This window comes from Stenotrophomonas sp. 2201_Sma (genome assembly GCF_056486685.1).
The window spans coordinates 1,928,113-1,944,400 of sequence record NZ_CM151329.1 but is presented as its reverse complement, the minus strand read 5'-3'; the positions used below and the strand labels follow the sequence as shown (position 1 = coordinate 1,944,400).

Sequence of the window (16,288 nt, the reverse complement as noted above, 5' to 3'; positions counted from 1 at the left end):
ATGGATGGACTCGACACCGCCGCGCCGCTGCGCTGGACATTGACCCGGAACGCGCCGCTGCAGGCGCTGAACACCTTCCACGTGCGTGCCAATGCCGCGCAGCTGCTGGAGCTGCATGACGCATCGCTGCTGCCGGAAGTGCTGGCGCTACCGGAGGTTTCCGCCGGACCGCTGCTGGTACTGGGCAGCGGCAGCAATGTGCTGATCGCCGACGATCTGCCTGGCACCGTGCTGGTGTTCGGCAACCGCGACATCAGTTTCCTGGAGCATCGCGCCGATCATGCGGTGATCCGCGCCGGTGCCGGCGTGCCCTGGCACGGCCTGGTGATGTGGTCGCTGCAGGAAGGCCTGTCCGGGTTGGAGAACCTGGCCCTGATTCCAGGCACGGCCGGTGCAGCGCCGATCCAGAACATCGGCGCCTATGGCGCACAGGTCGGCGAGTTCATCCAGGCAGTGGAAGCCTGGGACTGCCACGAGCAGGCCTGGGTGCGGCTGGACAATGAACAGTGTGGCTTCGCCTACCGCGACAGCGTGTTCAAGCAGCAGGCAGACCGCTACCTGATCACCGCCATCGAGCTGAAGCTGCCCTTGCTGCACGACCTGCGCATGGACTATGCCGGCATCCGCGAAGAACTGCAGGCGCAGGGCGTGGAGCTGCCCAGTGCCGTAGACGTGGCCAACGCAGTCATCGCGATCCGCCGCCGCAAGCTGCCCGATCCGGAGGTGCTGGGCAATGCCGGCAGCTTCTTCAAGAACCCGGTCCTGCCCCTGGAGCAGGTCGACGTGCTGCTGCAGCATTTCCCGGACCTGCCGGTGTTCCCGGCCGATCGTGAGGACCGGCGCAAGGTCTCCGCAGCGTGGATGATCGAGGCCTGCGGCTGGAAGGGCTTCCGTGAGGGCGATGCAGGCGTTGCTGCCAGCCATGCGCTGGTCCTGGTCAACCATGGCAACGCCACCGGGGCCGAGCTGCTTGCGCTGGCGCGGCGCATTTCCGCGTCAGTGCTGGAGAAATTCGGCGTACCGATCGAACCGGAGCCGCGCCTGCTCGGCGCACAGTGGTGAACACCCCCGCCCTTTCCACCGGCGCCACCCCGATGCGGGCGGCGCTGCTGATGCTCGGCAGCACCCTGGCGTTCGGCATGATGGCGGTGGCGATCCGTTACGCCACCCGTTACGTACCGACCCAGGAGGTCGCCTTCTTCCGCAACGCGTTCGGCCTGCTGGCATTGCTGCCGATGCTGCTGCGGCCGGGCCATGCGCCGCTGAAGACCCAGCAGCTGCCACGCTACTTCGTGCGTAGTGCGATCGGCCTGGGTTCGATGCTGTGCGCGTTCTGGGCGTTGGGCCATCTGCCACTGGCGCAGGCGGTATCGCTCTCGTACTCCACACCATTGTTCGTCACCATCGCCGCCGTGCTGTGGTTGGGCGAAACCGTGCGTGTGCGCCGCTGGGCCGCAGTGGTGGTCGGTTTCATCGGTGTGCTGGTGATCGTGCGGCCGGGCACCACCGGCTTCACCGCTGGCAGCCTGGTCGCCGTCGCCGCTGCGGTGCTGAGTTCACTGGTGGCCATCCAGATCAAGCAGCTCACCCGCGTGGACAGCGCCGATACCGTGGTGCTCTATACCTACGTCTTCTGGGTGCCGCTTTCGCTGGTTCCGGCAGTGTTTGTCTGGGTCTGGCCCAGTGGCGTGGCCTGGCTGTGGCTGCTGGTCACCGGCGTGATGGGCACGGTCGGCCAGCTGCTGTGGACGCGTGCGCTGCGCCTGGGAGAAGTGTCGGCGCTGACGCCGATCAGCTTCCTGCAGCTGCCGCTGGTGACCCTGTGCGGGTGGCTGCTGTTCAACGAGACCGTGGACCGCTGGACCATCGTCGGTGCGGGCATCATTCTGGCCGCCAACGCTTACATCGCCCACCGCGAGGCCGTGCTGTCGCGGCGGGCGGCGACGGCGGCGGCGTCAGCGGCGGCCAAGCCCGCCGAATGATCCACCGTCAACGCTGCAGCGGCGACGCATCCAGCGCGCGATACGCGCGTTCGGCTGCGTCGAACACATTGCCCGGCGCGAACTGTTCGCCCAGGTAGTGCAGCGACTGACGGCGCAGCTGCGGCGAGCGCTCCAGCGCGTCGCCCCCCAGCAGCACCTGTTCGAACTCGATCAGGTCCTGCAGGATCCGCCAGTGCCGGTACCAGGCGATCCAGCGTGGGTCCCCCAGGTCCGGGCCATACCCTTCCACGAAACCGAGCGGACGTTCGCGCCCCCAGCGTCCGCCCACCGCCGCGCCGGGAAACATCAGATCACGCTCGCGGGGCGCCAGGGACAGGCCATCCCAATCAATCAGGTGCAGGTTGCCCTCGTTACCCATCAGCAGGTTTCCCGCATGCAGGTCGGTATGGCACAACCGCAGCGGCGGCCGTTCGTCGCGCAGTTCATCGTGCAGTTCCGACGCGCGGCGGTGGACCTCGGCAATGCGTTCGCGGCGCAGCTCCCAGACGGCCAGGAACGCGCTGCCCAACCGATCCTGCGCGACCGGCAAGGCATCGCCCGGCTGCAACCAGCGCCCAACGGTGGTCAACGCATCCGCTTCAAGGCGCAGGGTCGGCAGCGCGCGTTGCAGCGATTCGGGCACCTCAGCGTCATGCAGCCGGCGCAGCACGTTGCCCAGGCGCAGCCACTGCGCATGGCTGAGCGGCGCCTCGAAACCGGACTGGCCCTCGATGTAGGGAAACAGCGTGAACTGCAGGCCCCAGCGCTGGACCGACGCGCCGCCGGTCAATGCCGGCCAGGGCGCCACGATCTCCTCGATGCCCAGGGTGCCCCGCAGCCAATGCAGCGTGTCCCAGACCGCCGGTTGCACCTGGTAGGTGCGGCATTTCAACCACCACTGACCGCGTCGCGCATCGATGCGGTAAACGCTGGCATTGGCGTCTGCGCCAACCGCGCGAGGCACCACGGCGGCGGTGGTGATGCCATAGGACTGTTGCAGGACTTCGCCGATATGGCGCGCCGAAGCGGATGACATGGAAGCAATCGTGCATTGATACCCGACGTCACTATCGCAGATGGCGCATCGACGGCACAGACATGTCCGTCACAGCACTGTGCTTGCGGGCCGGGCGAGCCATGCCGACGCGGTTGCCATGGCGTCAGCGCGCGTAGTGGCCCAGGAACATGGCCACCGCCGATGCCGCCACCCGCGCACGCTCGTCGGCATCCAGCGGCGCCTGCCCCATCGTTACCTGGGGCCAGAAGGCGAAACTCTTCACCAGTCCATGCAGCTGATGGGCAGCGAATTCGGGATCGACCGCACGCAGCCGGCCATCGGCGATCGCTGCACGGATCCAGGCGCTTTCCCCACTCTCCTTCTCGCCCATGCGACAGACGATTGCCTGCGCACGTTCGGGTGAATGGATGATCTCCGCCATGGCAACGCGGGCCAGGTCGATGAAATTGGCATCACCCAGCAGTTCCAGCTTCTGCTCCAGCAACGCGAGCAGCTGCGGCTCCAGTGGCTGCTCCGCACGGTAGGGCAGCTCGACGCCGGCCATGCTGCGTTCCCAGAGTTCCTCCAGAATCAGCGAGAACAATTCTTCCTTGCTGGGGAAGTGGTTGTAGACCGTGCGTTTGGATACACCGGCCGCTGCCGCGATCCGGTCCATGCTGGTGGCTTCATAGCCGGCCGTGCGGAATTCCTCCACCGCCGCGCGCACGATGGCCTCGCGTTTGCGGTCGGTCAGGCGCTGCGGCGGACGGGACATGGCGACACCAGATAACTGAACGGATACCCCCATTTTACACCGATGAGTATACTTTTCCGCAGCAGGAAACTACACTGTGCAGTGTACCCTGCGGACGTCACCCATGAAGCGCCTGCTCCTTGTCCTCCTGCTTGGAATCCTCGCCGTGACCGCCTACACCTTCTGCAAGTCCTGGTCCCTCCCCGACTTCCCCGACTCCCCGCAGTACCGCGAGGGCAAGTTCCACAACGTACTGCCGCGGCCGGCGATGGGCCTGCGCAACGGGCTGGAGATCTGGTGGACGTTCCTGTTCAACAAGCCGAAGGGGACCGTACCCGCGGGCGCCATACCGGTGCAGGCGCTGGATCGTGCCGCGCTGGAAGCCGCGCCGGATCGCAGCCTGTTCCGGCTGGGGCACTCGACGATCCTGCTGAAGCTGCGCGGCCAGTACTGGTTGACCGACCCGGTCTTCTCCGAACGGGCGTCACCGGTGCAGTGGATGGGCCCTGCGCGCTTCCACGCCCCGCCGATCAGCATCGAACAGCTGCCGCCGATCGCCGGCGTGATCCTCTCGCACAACCATTACGACCACCTGGATCACGCTGCGGTGATGCAGCTGGCGGGCAAGACCACGCGCTTCATCGCGCCGCTGGGTGTGGGTGATCAGTTGATCGCCTGGGGCGTGGACGCGGACAAGGTCGAACAGCTGGACTGGTGGCAATCGACCGAAGCCGATGGCCTGCGCCTGACCGCCACACCCGGCCAGCACTTCTCCGGCCGCGGCCTGGGCGACAGCGACCGCAGCCTGTGGGCCTCGTGGGTCATCCAGGACGGCGACTTCCGCATCTTCTTCAGTGGTGACACCGGCTACTTCGATGGCTTCAAGGCCATCGGCGAGAAGTACGGCCCGTTCGATCTGACCATGATCGAAACCGGCGCATACGATCCGCGCTGGGCATTCGTGCACATGCAGCCGGAGCAGACGCTGCAGGCCCACCTGGACCTGCGCGGCAAGTGGCTGCTGCCGATCCACAACGGCACCTTTGACCTGGCCCTGCATGACTGGCAACAGCCCTTCGAGCGCATCACCGCGCTGGCAGCCGCGCACGATGTGCCGATCGCCACGCCGATGATGGGCGAGGCGCTGGACATGCAGGCGCCGCAGGCAGGCACGCGCTGGTGGGAACAGGTGGCGCTGCGCTGAGCTTGCCTGGGCGCTGCTGTCACGGGGCGCCGGTTCGTGCAGGCAGTGACCTTAAGGACGATGGCTGTCGCGACGCCTTGCAGGGCGTCGCGCCACGCGTCCGCACTCTCCCCTATTGCAGCGCGTCATGTAAACGATTACACCCCCTGCTAGCGTAGCGCCTGCCCGATCCTGGCCGAACATCCAAGGCTGTCGACATGACGCTGCGTGCTGATCGCTTCCGCCCCTCCTGGGCCTGCCTGCGCTACGTCGCGCGCGCTCTGCTGCCACTGGCCGTGATGGCCTCCGCCGCGCAGGCGCAGACACTGCCACCGCGCAGCCAGTGGCAGGCCAGCAGCTCATCACAGCAGGTCCCGGCGATGGCCATCGGCCATCTGATCGACAACGACCCGAAGACGGTCACCGGCGGCGCCTTCAGCCCCGGACACTGGTTCCAGATCGATCTGGGCGCGCCTGCCCTGCTCGGGGGCGCGCGCCTGACCTGGGATGTCTCCAATCCCGAGGGCTACACGCTGCAGACCTCGATGGACGGCCGGCAGTGGCAGACCGCATACACCATGGCCGACTCGCTGGGCGATGTGGAGACGCTGTACTTCGAACCGCGCCAGGCGCGCTATCTGAGGCTGGCCAGTCCCCAGCGCACGTCGGACTGGGGGGTCTCCATCTTCGAGATGGAACCCTTGGACGCCACGCTCAGTGCACGCGTGCACGGACTCGACAGCGCACAGGCAGCCGCGTTGTGGCAAGGCGGTAGCGGCGTCGCCCTCCCTACCGATGGCAAGGGCAGCCATGTGCTTGAAATCACCCTGCCGCGCGCTCAGCCGGGCACCGGCCTGGCGGTGGAGTGGGCGGGCCAGCGTGGCGCCGCACGCCTGCAGGCCCAGGATGCGCAGGGGCGCTGGCAGCCGCTGGCGCAGGACACGCAGGCCGCCAGCCATGCCCAGAGTTGGTTGGCCAGCGATACCGTGCACGATGTGCGTGCCCTGCGGCTCATCGTCGAAGGGCCCTCGCCACAGGTCACGCGCCTGCGCCTGCTCGGCCCGAAGGCCGTGATGACGCCGATGAAGCAGTACCAGATCGCCGCCAGCGGCGCGCAGCGTGGCTTGTTCCCGGCGTCGTTGCAGATGCAGCAGACGTACTGGACCGCGGTGGGTGTGCATGCCGGACGGCAGAAATCGATCTTCGACGAATACGGCAATATCGAGGCATTCAAGGGCGCGCCGCTGGTGCAGCCGATCTGGCGCAATGCCGATGGTCGTGCCGCCGGTGCCGCGGAACAGACCGTGCAGCATGCCCTGCGCGACGGCTGGAAGCCGATGCCCTCGGCCACCTGGTCGCCGCAGCCCGGTCTGGAACTGCGCAGCGAAGCGTTCGCGATCGAGCGCGACGGCCAGCCCGTCACCTTCCTCCGGCATCGACTGCGCAATACCGGTACCACGCCGGTCGAGGGCACGCTGAGCCTGGTGGTGCGGCCGATGCAGATGAACCCGCCGTGGCAGAACGGTGGCCTGTCGCCGATCCGCGACGTGGCCATCGACGGCCAGAGCGTGCGCGTCAATGGTCGTACCCTGCTGCACTCGCTGTCGGCGGTCAGCGCCTCCGGCGCGGCACCGTTCGGCCCGAACGGCGAAACCGAGATCACCTCCGCCATCGCGTCGGGCCGGTTGCCCGGCGCACGCCAGGCCACCGATGCGCGTGGCCTGGCGGCGGCAGCGCTGGACTACCGGATCACACTGGCACCCGGCGCCAGCCAATCCGTGGTCGTCGCCTTCCCGCTGGGTACGGCGGCGGCCGACGCCAAGGGTGTACTTCCGGAGCCACCGGCACTGGACCTCGCGCGCCTGCCAGGCGATGCCGATGCCGGCTTCGAGACGCTGGCCGCCGAAGCCTCCGCGGACTGGCAGGCACGATTGGGCCAGGTCGGCCTGCGCCTGCCCGATCCATCGCTGGTCGACATGCTGCGTGCCCAGGCCGCGTACATGCTGATCAACCAGACCGGCCCGGCCATGCAACCCGGCCCACGCAACTACAACCGCTCCTTCATCCGCGACGGCATGGCCACCTCGGCGGTACTGCTGCGGATGGGCGAAGCCAAGGTCGCGCGCGACTACCTGGCGTGGTACAGCGAACACGGGGTACATGCCAACGGCCTGGTGTCGCCGATCCTCAATGACGATGGCAGCGTCAACACCGGCTTCGGATCGGACATCGAGTACGACAGCCAGGGGCAGTACGTCGCGTTGGTGGCCGATGTCGCGCGCCTCGACGGTGGCCCCGAGTCCGTGCGTGCATACCTGCCGAAAGTGAAGGCCGCGCTGCGCTTCCTGCAGGAACTGCGTGAGCGCACGCTGGTACCCGGTTACAAGGCCGATCAACCGGCGCCGGAACGCTTTGCCGGCATCCTGGCACCGTCGATCAGCCACGAGGGCTATCCCTCTCCCACCCACAGCTACTGGGACGACTACTGGGGCCTGAAGGGCTGGCATGACGGCGCATGGCTGGCTGAATCACTCGGCGACCACGCCACCGCCACCTGGGCACGCGGGCAGTACAAGGCGCTGTATGACGCACTGCACGCTTCGATCCGCGCGACGATGGCGTGGAAGGGCATCGATTTCATTCCCTCCTCCGCCGATCTTGGCGATGGCGACCCGACCGGCGTCTCCATCGCGCTGGATCCCACCGGTGCGCAGAGCGTGCTGCCGGCTGATGCGCTGCGCACCACCTTTGCCCGCTATCTTGACGACGTCCGCAAGCGCAACCAGCCCGGTGCGCTGTATGCGTACACCCCTTATGAAATCCGCAACGTCCTGAGCTATGTGCATCTGGGCCAGCCCGCAGCGGCCGACGAGCTGCTGCAGGGCCTGCTGCGCGACCGTCGCCCGCTGCAATGGCAGGTGCTGGCCGAAGTCGTGCACTCACGGCTGCGTTTTCCGCGCTACCTGGGCGACATGCCGCACACCTGGATCGGTGCCGAATACGGCCGCACCCTGTTCGGGATGCTGATGCGCGAGGACGACGATGCCCTGTCACTGCTGCCGGGCACGCCGCCCTCCTGGCTGGCCGGCGATGGCCTTGCGGTGGAGCGACTGCCGACGGCGTACGGCACGCTGCGGATGCAGGCACAGCAACGCGACGGTACGCTGACCGTGACGCTCGGCGAAGGGCTGCGCAGCGCCACGGCCGTCAAGGTCTGGTGGCCCGCGCGCACGGCACCGAAGCAGGTGCGCGTGGACGGCCATAGCGTTTCCGACTTCGATGCCGAGGGTGTGCGGTTGGCGAAGCCGTTCAGGACGCTGGAGGCGCGTTGGTAGAGCAGCCGAGCATGGCTCGGCTCTACAGAAGCCGCCTTGGTGCCGGGGCATGCCCGGCGTCAGAGATCCGGCAAGCCCGGCGGGTTGGTCTGCGACTGCGGCACGGCTTCCTCGGTCACGTTCCAGCGCGCCAGTGCCTGTGCGTAGGTGCCGCTGCCGATCTGGGTATTGAGCGCCTGGGTCACCGCATCGGCCAGGCCGCTGCCCTTCCGCGTGGTGACCGAGATCGCAGCAGCGTTCGGCCAACCGCCCGGAAACAGGCCAACGCGCCGCACCTTGCCATCGCGCGCGGAGTACGCGCCGGTGGCGTTGGGCTCGAACGACACATCGGCTCGGCCGGTGATCACGGCCAGGCGGCCGACCACCGAATCATCGAAGTACTGGTATTGCACCGGCTCCAGCCCGGCCGCGATGTTCTGTGCATCCCACTGCCGCAGGATCTGGTCCTGGTTGGTGCTGGCACCGACCACCACCTTCAGGCCAGCGACATCGGCCGGCTTCTCGATCTTCTGGATGGGCCCGTCGGTGCGCGTATAGATGCCGAGCAGGTCATAACGGTAGCTGGAGAAGTCGAACTTCTTCTTGCGCTCTTCGGTCACGGTTACGTTGGACAGCACTGCGTCGTACTTGCCCGACTCCAGTCCCAGCGGCCAGTCGGCCCAGGCGACCGGCACCACCACCAGCTTCAGGCCCAGCGCATCGGCCACCAGCCGTGCGATGTCCGGCTCGATGCCGATCACTTCCTTGCTGTCGGCGCCATAGTCGGCCAGCGGCAACTGACCGGGATGCGTCGCAACGGTCAACGTGCCCGGCGTCACGAAGCGGAAGTCCGCCGGAACCAGCGCCTGCGCTTTCGGATCCACGGTCCCCCGCAGCGCTGGCGCGCCGGCACCGGCCAGGCTGCTGGTCGCTGCGGGCACGGCCTCCGGTCCCTGCCGTGCACGGGAATAGACGATGCCGGCAATGCCGATGACCAGCACAGCGATGACCAGCAGGGTGCTGCGCGAGGGACGACGGGACGTTGCAGGACTCATGGGGGTCACATCCGGATCAGAGGGTCTTGGCGAGAAAATCGGCGGTGCGCTGCTGGCGCGGGTGTTCAAATATGGCCTCGGGCGTGCCCTGCTCGATCACCCGGCCCTGGTCCATCATCACCACGTGGTCGGCAACGCGGCGGGCGAAGCCGAGTTCGTGGGTGACGATCACCAGCGTGGTGCCGGAACGGGCGAGCTCTTCGATCACACTGAGCACTTCGGCCACCAGTTCCGGGTCCAGCGCCGACGTCGGCTCATCGAACAGCAGCACCTTCGGCTGCAGGGCCAGTGCACGGGCGATGGCGATGCGCTGCTGCTGGCCACCTGACAGCTGGCGCGGGAACGCATCGGCCCTGTCCGCCAGACCGACGCGCTCCAGCAGCACGCGCGCCTGCTGTTCGGCCTGCGTACGCGGCACACCGCGCACCGCCATCGGCGCCTCGATGATGTTCTCCAGCGCGGTCAGGTGCGGGAACAGGTTGAAGCCCTGGAACACCATGCCCACCTCGGCACGACGGCGGCGGATCTCGCGCTCCGGCAGCTCGTACAGGGTGTCGCCGTCACGGCGATAGCCGATCAGCTGGCCACCGACGCTGACGAAGCCGGTGTCGGCGCGCTCCAGGTGGTTGATCAGCCGCAGCAGGGTCGACTTGCCGGCACCGGACGGGCCGATCAGCACCGTTACGCTGCCGCCGCGCAGTTCCAGGGTGATGTCCTCCAGTACCGGCTGCCCGTCGAACGCCTTGCCGACACCGTGCAGCGATATCGGCGCTCCCTGTCCGGCCTCGGTCGCGCCCGCGATGCGCGGCCGCACCGCAACCGGCGATGCCGCACGCGGCGCGGGCGAGGATACCCGCGACACGCTGCGCTCACGCTGCAGCTGGCCACGCGCGAAGCGCTGCTCCACGCGCCGCTGCAGCAGCGACAGCACGGTCAGGATCACCAGGTACCAGACCGTGGCCACCATCAGCAGTGGCACCACCTCCAGGTTGCGGCGGTAGATCACCTGCACGGTGTAGAACAGCTCCGGCAACGCCAGCACGTAGACCACCGACGTGCTCTTGGCCAGGCCGATCACATCGTTGAAGGCGGCCGGCAGGATCGAATGCATCGCCTGCGGCAGGATGATGCGCCGCACTTGGCGGCCACGCGGCAGGCCCAGCGCGGCCGCTGCTTCATACTGGCCGTGATCGACCGAGAGGATGCCACCGCGGATCACCTCGGCCGAGAACGCCGCCTGGTTCAGTGTCAGGCCCAGCACCGCAGCCGTGAATACACCGATCAGCTGGGTGGTGGGATACGAGAACAGGCTGATGCCGGTGAACGGAATGCCCAGTTCGATGGTGCTGTACAGATAGCCAAGATTGTTCAGCAGCAGCAACAGCACCAGCAGTGGAATCGAACGGAACAACCAGACGTAGCCCCACGAGACCGCCGACAGCAACGGCGATCCGGATACCCGTGCCAGCGCCAGCAGCGTGCCCAGCGCGAAGCCCAGGCCGGTGCCGAGCGCGGTCAGCAGCAGCGTGCGGCCCAGCCCTTCCAGCACCGGGCGGGCGAAGAACCACTCGGCGAAGGTGCCCCAGCCCCAACGTGGATTGCCGAGTACCGACTGCAGCCCGATCAGGATCAACGCCAGCGCCAGGACCGTGCCGAACACCTGCAGCGGATGCCGCGCCGGCACGATCTTCAATGCCGGTGCCGGACGCGCGGCCAGACCCTCGATCGCGGTGGACGGCGTACTCATGCGTGGACTCCCTGCACGGCGGCAGTGCTTGATGCCGGCGGACGCGCCGGTGCCCGCAGCTGCTTCTCGAACGGCAGATGGGCGATCGATTCCGGGTCGGCAGACAGATCGAACAGTGCGGTGTAGCCATGGCTCAGGTACAGGCCGACCGCCTCAGGCTGGCGGAAGCCGGTGGTCAGGTACACGCGGCGATAGCCCTGGCGTGCGGCCTGGTCTTCAAGCTCCTGCAGCACCCGCCGGGCGATGCCCTGGCGGCGCAGGCCAGGCAGTGTCCAGATGCGCTTGAACTCGGCCGTATCCGGGTCGCTGTGAGGCATGAACGCGCCGCCGGAAATGGCCACACCCTCACGCAGCAGCAGCACGAATGCTCCCACCGGCGCAGCGAATGCCTGCGCCGGGTAGCGTTGCAACTCCTCGCGCGCACTGCCACCGATGCGTCGCCGCACATCGGCGTAGCGACTGTCGTACTCCTGTTCGAGACCATCGAACAGCGGCCGCGCCAGTGGATCGTCCACCGAGGTGTAGAGGAAGCGCTCCTCGAACGGTGCCGTACTCATGCTGCGTCCTCCACCAGATAGTGTTCGGCCAGCCGCGCCCAGAGGCTGGCGGCAGGGGCGATGGCCGCATCGTTGAACACGTAGCGCGGGCTGTGCAGCGGCGCACTGTCACCGTTGCCGACGAACACAAAGCTTCCGGGCCGGGCCTGCAGCAGGAAGGCGAAGTCCTCGCTGGCGGTGCGCGGCGCGAAGGCATCCAGCACCTGCCCTGCGCCGAATCCCTGCAGCGCCACCTCACGGATATAGGCGGTCTGCTGCGGATGGTTGATCACGCTCGGGAAGCCACGCGGGAACTCGATCTCGGCGCGCGCCCCGAACGCGGCGGCGGTCTGCTCGGCAAGCTCGGTCACGCGACGGCGCAGCGTGTCGCGAACGTCGGGCAGATAGGCGCGTACGGTCAGTGTCAGCTCCACCACATCGGGAATCACGTTGGCCGCCTGCCCACCGTGGATCGAACCGACCGTCACCACGCCCATCTGCCGCGGGTCCACATTGCGCGACACCACACTCTGCAGTGCAGTGACGATGTGCGCGGCGGCGAGGATCGGATCCACGCTTCCCTGTGGCTCCGCACCATGCCCGCCCTTGCCGATCACCCTCAACCGTGCCCAGTCGACCGATGCCATCGCCGGTCCGTCGACAAAGCCGAAGTGCCCCACCGGCACACCCGGCCAGTTGTGCAGTCCGTAGATCGCATCCACCGGAAAGCGCTCGAACAGACCGTCGGCGAGCATCCTTGACGCACCGGAGCCGGTTTCTTCCGCCGGCTGGAACACCAGTTGCAGGGTGCCATCGATGCGCCCGTGCCGGGCCAGGTAATGCGCCGCCGACAGCAGGATCGCGGTGTGTCCATCGTGACCGCAGGCATGCATCCGTCCTTCGTTCTGGCTGGCATAAGGCAGCCCGGACGCCTCCTGGATCGGCAGCGCATCGATGTCGGCGCGAAGCCCGAGCCTTCGGCTGCCCTGACCCCGCTGCAGCGTTCCGACCACACCGGTTCCGCCGACGCCCGTGGTCACCGTATAGCCCCACTGCTGCAGCAGTTCGGCTACGCGTGCGCTGGTGCGATGCTCCTCGAAGGCGAGCTCCGGTTGTCGATGCAGGTCGTGGCGGATGGCGATGGCCTCATCGGCGCGTGCGGCTATTTCAGGCAGCACGCCCGTCGGCCCGGTGGGCGCCACAGTCAACGATGCCCGGCGCAGTACGTTCATCGCCTCACCCCACCTTCCGCGCCGGTTCGGCGGCCGTCGAATGACGGCTGGCCTTGTACGGCAGGCCCAGGTGGTCGCGCAGCGTCTTCCCTTCCAGTTCGCGCTGGTGATACCCGCGCGCCTGCAGGATCGGCAGTACCAGGGTCACGAAATCGTCCAGCCCCTCGCGCTGCGCCGCGAACCCCAGAATGAAGCCATCGCTGGCGCCCGCCTCGAACCAGCGGATCAACTCGTCGGCCACGTGCTCGGGTGTACCGATGAAGTTGGGCCGCGGGCTCACCGCCTGCAACGCGACCTGGCGCAGGCTCAAGCCCTGCTCGCGGGCATCCTGCTTGATCCGATCGGTGGTGGAGCGGAACGAATTGCTGCCGATCTCGCCCAGCTCGGGGAACGGCGCGTCGGGATCGTACTGGGTGAAATCGTAATGGTCGAAGAAGCGCCCGAGGTAGGCCAGCGCATCGTCCAGGCCCGCGAGTGCGGCAATCGCCTGGTACTTGGCTTCGGCCTCCTCGGCGGTGTGGCCGACAATCGGCCCGATGCCCGGAAAGATCTTAACGTCATTGCCGCTGCGCCCGTGGGCGATGGCCGAGTTCTTCACCTTCTGGGTGAAGGCACGGGTTTCTTCCAGCGAGGGCGAGTGGGTGAATACCGCATCGGCATACTTGCCGGCCAGCGCGATGCCGTCGTCGGACGAGCCCGCCTGGAAGATCACCGGCTGGCCCTGCGCCGAGCGCTGGATGTTCAGTGGGCCTTCGACCTGGAAGAAGCGGCCCTTGTGGTCGAGGCGGCGGAACTTGTCGGCGGCGAAGAAGGTGCCCTGTTCGCGGTCGCGGATGAAGGCATCGTCGTCCCACGAATCCCACAGGCCCTGCACCACCTCCAGGTATTCGTCGGCGATCTGGTAGCGCAGCGCATGTTCCGGATGCGGGCGGCCGTAATTGCGGCCCGATCCTTCCAGCGGCGAGGTCACCACGTTCCAGCCGGCGCGCCCACCACTGATCAGGTCCAGCGAGGCGAACTGCCGGGCCACGGTGAACGGATCGCTGTAGGAGGTGGACAGCGTGCCGGCCAGGCCGATCTTCTTCGTCGCCGTGGCCAGCGCGGACAACAGCGAGATCGGCTCGAAGCGGTTGAGGAAGTGCGGGATCGATTTCTCGTTGATGTACAGCCCATCGGCAACGAAGCCGAACGCGATGCCGTTGTCTTCGGCCGTGCGCGCGATGTCGATGTAGAAGTCCAGGTTCACGCTGGCATCGGCCGGGTTGGACGGATGCTTCCACGCATGCATGTGGCTGCCCGGTCCCTGCAGCATGATGCCGAACGGGATGGGGCGCGGTGTCTTGCTCATGGGTATCGCTCCTGCAGGTCAGGCCACCGCCGCGCGTGGCGCGGGCGACAGCAGTTCAAGGGATGCCAGGCGTGCGTCGAGGTCGGCCACCGGCGCATCGAGGATGAATTCGCCCACGCCGAAGCGGCGGTGCAGTGCGTCCAGTTCCCCGCGCACCTGCTGCGCGTCGCCCGACAGCACGCTGGGCCGCGTCTCTTCGATACGGAAGTCGGTCACGCCCACCTGGCGGGCATACTCGGCCGCGGCGTCCGGGCTGGGCAGGTTCACCGTCTGCCCCGGGCCGAGGTGCAGCTTGTAGACACGCAATGCGCCGACATGGCGCGCCGCCGCTTCGCTGGTGGGCGCCGCGAAAGCGACGGTGGCCAGCAACGGCGGCTGCGTGGATACGGCGCGATAGGCCTCGAACGCCGCTTCGATGTGCTTCGGGTCGCCGTCGAAATGGGCGGCATAGACGAAGCGCCAGCCCAGCTCCGCCGCCTGCCGTGCGCTCTGCGGGCTGGCGCCCAGCAGGAAACGCTCGGCCGCCACCTGCGGCACCGGCCGCGCCTGCGCATTGGCATGCGCATGATCTTCGGCCAGCGAGCCGGACAGGAATCCTTCCAGATCGCGCAGCTGCTGATCGAAATCGGCGAAGGCCGGCCGCCCCGCGGCCAGCGCTGCGGTGGACGCCGGCAGGCCACCGGGTGCCTTGCCCACCCCCAGGTCGACGCGTCCGGGCGCCAGCGCCGCCAGCAGGTTGAAGTTCTCGGCCACCTTGTACGGCGCATAGTGGCGCAGCATCACGCCACCGCTGCCGATGCGGATGCGCCGGGTCTGTGCCAGCACCCATGCCGCCAGCACCTCCGGCGCCGGACTGGCCAGGGTCGGTGCCGCGTGATGCTCGGCAAACCAGTAGCGGTGGTAGCCCAGCTGTTCGGCACGCTGGGCCAGCTGCAGGCTGTTGCGCAGCGCCTGCTCGGCGCCTGCGCCTTCGGCCACCGGGCTCTTGTCCAGCACGCTGATGAGGTAGCTCATGTCCGCGTCCTCGCTCAGGGGTGGGCCACAGGAATGCCAAGCAGGCCATTGAGTGCGGCCAGGATCGGCTCGGCACCGGTCACGTACTGCCGGTCCTGGTAGGCACCGTTGGCGTGTTCGCTGCGCACGCCCTGCGGCAGCACCAGCTTCGGCAGCGACTGGTCCTGCTCGCCCACCGCCGCGATCACCTCGCGGCGTGGCCGCGCGAAGCCGATGCGGCGCACGTCCAGCTGTGCATCCAGGCCGTCGATGCTGGACAGCGCGCCTTCCAGCAGCAGGCTGTGCCGGCAGAAGAAGCGCTGGCCCGGCAACTGGCCGTCGACGAACTCGCGATCAAGCAGGAACAGGATGGGTTTGGGGGAGGCAGCTGCAGCCACGGGTTCGTCCTCGTCTGGGCCGGCAATGAAGTGCCGTTTCGCTATCGATGCTAGAGAAGCTGTGCGCCGCGCCCGTACCTGCTGGCGACAATCGCCGGTCGGATCCGGCCACGCAGATGCAGGTTGGCAATAAGCAGACTGCTGGCCGTTATGGGCAGCTCAGGCGATGCGGCGCAGGGGCGCCGGCCCGCTGGCGGCATGCGGCAGCAGATGCCCGGCAGCGCGCTCGGCAGCCAACTGGATGCGCGCCTGCAACGCCGCGCTGTTGATCTGCTCGCCATCGAAATCGGCTGGTGTGGCGTACACGCCGATGGGCAACGTATGCGCCTGCAGGAAGCTGAACAACGGTCGCAGCTGATGGTCGATCACCAGCGCATGCCGCTCGCTGCCCCCGGTGGCCGCCAGCAGCACAGGGGTGTCCACCAGCGCCTCGAGGTCGATGAAGTCCACCAGGTGCTTGAACAATCCCGGGTACGAGCCACGATGGACCGGTGCGGCCACCACCAGCAGCTCGGCATCCTCGAGGGTGGCCAGCGCCTGTTCCACCGCGGGCTCGGCCTCGCTGCGCGACAGCGTCTGCCCCAGCGCGCGCGCTATCGGCGCCAGCTCCACCAGTGTCACGCTGGCATGCAGGCGCTGCTGCAGCGCCTCCAGCAGGTGCCGTACCAGCAACAGCGTGCGCGAATTCACCGATGCCGTTGGCGATCCGATCAACGCAACAATCTTCAACCCAGATGACATGCCACTCT

Annotated in this window: 14 protein-coding genes; 4 read left to right on the top strand and 10 right to left on the bottom strand. The window is 67.7% G+C overall.

Annotated elements, in window-relative coordinates; genetic code table 11:
- Together murB and ACZLIF_RS09170 are read left to right on the top strand one after the other, a co-directional pair.
- The gene (murB, locus tag ACZLIF_RS09175) at nt 1–1,062 is read left to right on the top strand and encodes a UDP-N-acetylmuramate dehydrogenase (RefSeq protein WP_128990422.1); all 1,062 of its coding nucleotides are present in this window, start codon (nt 1–3) and stop codon (nt 1,060–1,062) included.
- Nucleotides 1,063–1,094: 32 nt separating this feature from the next.
- Nucleotides 1,095–1,982, top strand: a complete 888-nt coding sequence (locus ACZLIF_RS09170; RefSeq protein ID WP_065175629.1) for a DMT family transporter — start codon at nt 1,095–1,097, stop codon at nt 1,980–1,982.
- A gap of 7 nt (nt 1,983–1,989) precedes the next feature.
- Here the strand turns inward: ACZLIF_RS09170 and ACZLIF_RS09165 are convergent, their stop codons facing one another.
- Nucleotides 1,990–3,018 (bottom strand): aminoglycoside phosphotransferase family protein, encoded by a 1,029-nt coding sequence (locus ACZLIF_RS09165; protein ID WP_065181372.1) that lies wholly within the window; start codon nt 3,016–3,018, stop codon nt 1,990–1,992.
- Nucleotides 3,019–3,142: 124 nt separating this feature from the next.
- Entirely contained in the window at nt 3,143–3,754 is a 612-nt protein-coding gene (locus ACZLIF_RS09160) for a TetR/AcrR family transcriptional regulator (protein ID WP_128990420.1), read from the bottom strand.
- A gap of 103 nt (nt 3,755–3,857) precedes the next feature.
- Here ACZLIF_RS09160 and ACZLIF_RS09155 point away from each other — a divergent pair, with 103 nt between their 5' ends.
- Together ACZLIF_RS09155 and ACZLIF_RS09150 are read left to right on the top strand one after the other, a co-directional pair.
- Complete coding sequence (locus ACZLIF_RS09155) at nt 3,858–4,937, top strand: MBL fold metallo-hydrolase (RefSeq protein WP_065181371.1); 1,080 nt, start codon at nt 3,858–3,860, stop codon at nt 4,935–4,937.
- Nucleotides 4,938–5,134: 197 nt separating this feature from the next.
- The gene (locus tag ACZLIF_RS09150) at nt 5,135–8,251 is read left to right on the top strand and encodes a galactose-binding domain-containing protein (protein WP_128990417.1); all 3,117 of its coding nucleotides are present in this window, start codon (nt 5,135–5,137) and stop codon (nt 8,249–8,251) included.
- 59 nt (nt 8,252–8,310) lie between these two features.
- Here ACZLIF_RS09150 and ACZLIF_RS09145 read toward each other — a convergent pair whose 3' ends face one another.
- The 8 genes from ACZLIF_RS09145 to msuE all read right to left on the bottom strand — a co-directional run bounded on the left by ACZLIF_RS09145 (nt 8,311) and on the right by msuE (nt 16,280).
- Nucleotides 8,311–9,285 (bottom strand): ABC transporter substrate-binding protein, encoded by a 975-nt coding sequence (locus ACZLIF_RS09145; RefSeq protein WP_128990415.1) that lies wholly within the window; start codon nt 9,283–9,285, stop codon nt 8,311–8,313.
- A 16-nt stretch (nt 9,286–9,301) separates the two neighbouring features.
- On the bottom strand, nt 9,302–11,032 hold the full coding sequence (locus tag ACZLIF_RS09140) for an amino acid ABC transporter permease/ATP-binding protein (RefSeq protein WP_128990413.1): 1,731 nt from the start codon (nt 11,030–11,032) through the stop codon (nt 9,302–9,304).
- Entirely contained in the window at nt 11,029–11,589 is a 561-nt protein-coding gene (locus ACZLIF_RS09135; RefSeq protein WP_128990411.1) for a GNAT family N-acetyltransferase, read from the bottom strand. Before ACZLIF_RS09135 ends, ACZLIF_RS09140 begins: the two co-directional genes overlap by 4 nt.
- Nucleotides 11,586–12,800 (bottom strand): M20 aminoacylase family protein, encoded by a 1,215-nt coding sequence (locus ACZLIF_RS09130; RefSeq protein WP_128990409.1) that lies wholly within the window; start codon nt 12,798–12,800, stop codon nt 11,586–11,588. The genes ACZLIF_RS09135 and ACZLIF_RS09130 overlap by 4 nt, the downstream gene beginning before the upstream one ends.
- A 4-nt stretch (nt 12,801–12,804) precedes the next feature.
- Nucleotides 12,805–14,148 (bottom strand): LLM class flavin-dependent oxidoreductase, encoded by a 1,344-nt coding sequence (locus ACZLIF_RS09125; protein ID WP_128990407.1) that lies wholly within the window; start codon nt 14,146–14,148, stop codon nt 12,805–12,807.
- Nucleotides 14,149–14,166: 18 nt separating this feature from the next.
- Entirely contained in the window at nt 14,167–15,162 is a 996-nt protein-coding gene (locus tag ACZLIF_RS09120) for an LLM class flavin-dependent oxidoreductase (RefSeq protein WP_053517564.1), read from the bottom strand.
- A 14-nt stretch (nt 15,163–15,176) separates the two neighbouring features.
- Complete coding sequence (locus ACZLIF_RS09115; protein ID WP_053517565.1) at nt 15,177–15,539, bottom strand: DUF3088 family protein; 363 nt, start codon at nt 15,537–15,539, stop codon at nt 15,177–15,179.
- A gap of 159 nt (nt 15,540–15,698) precedes the next feature.
- Complete coding sequence (msuE, locus tag ACZLIF_RS09110; protein WP_053517566.1) at nt 15,699–16,280, bottom strand: FMN reductase; 582 nt, start codon at nt 16,278–16,280, stop codon at nt 15,699–15,701.
- Between the last annotated feature and the right edge of the window lie 8 nt (nt 16,281–16,288).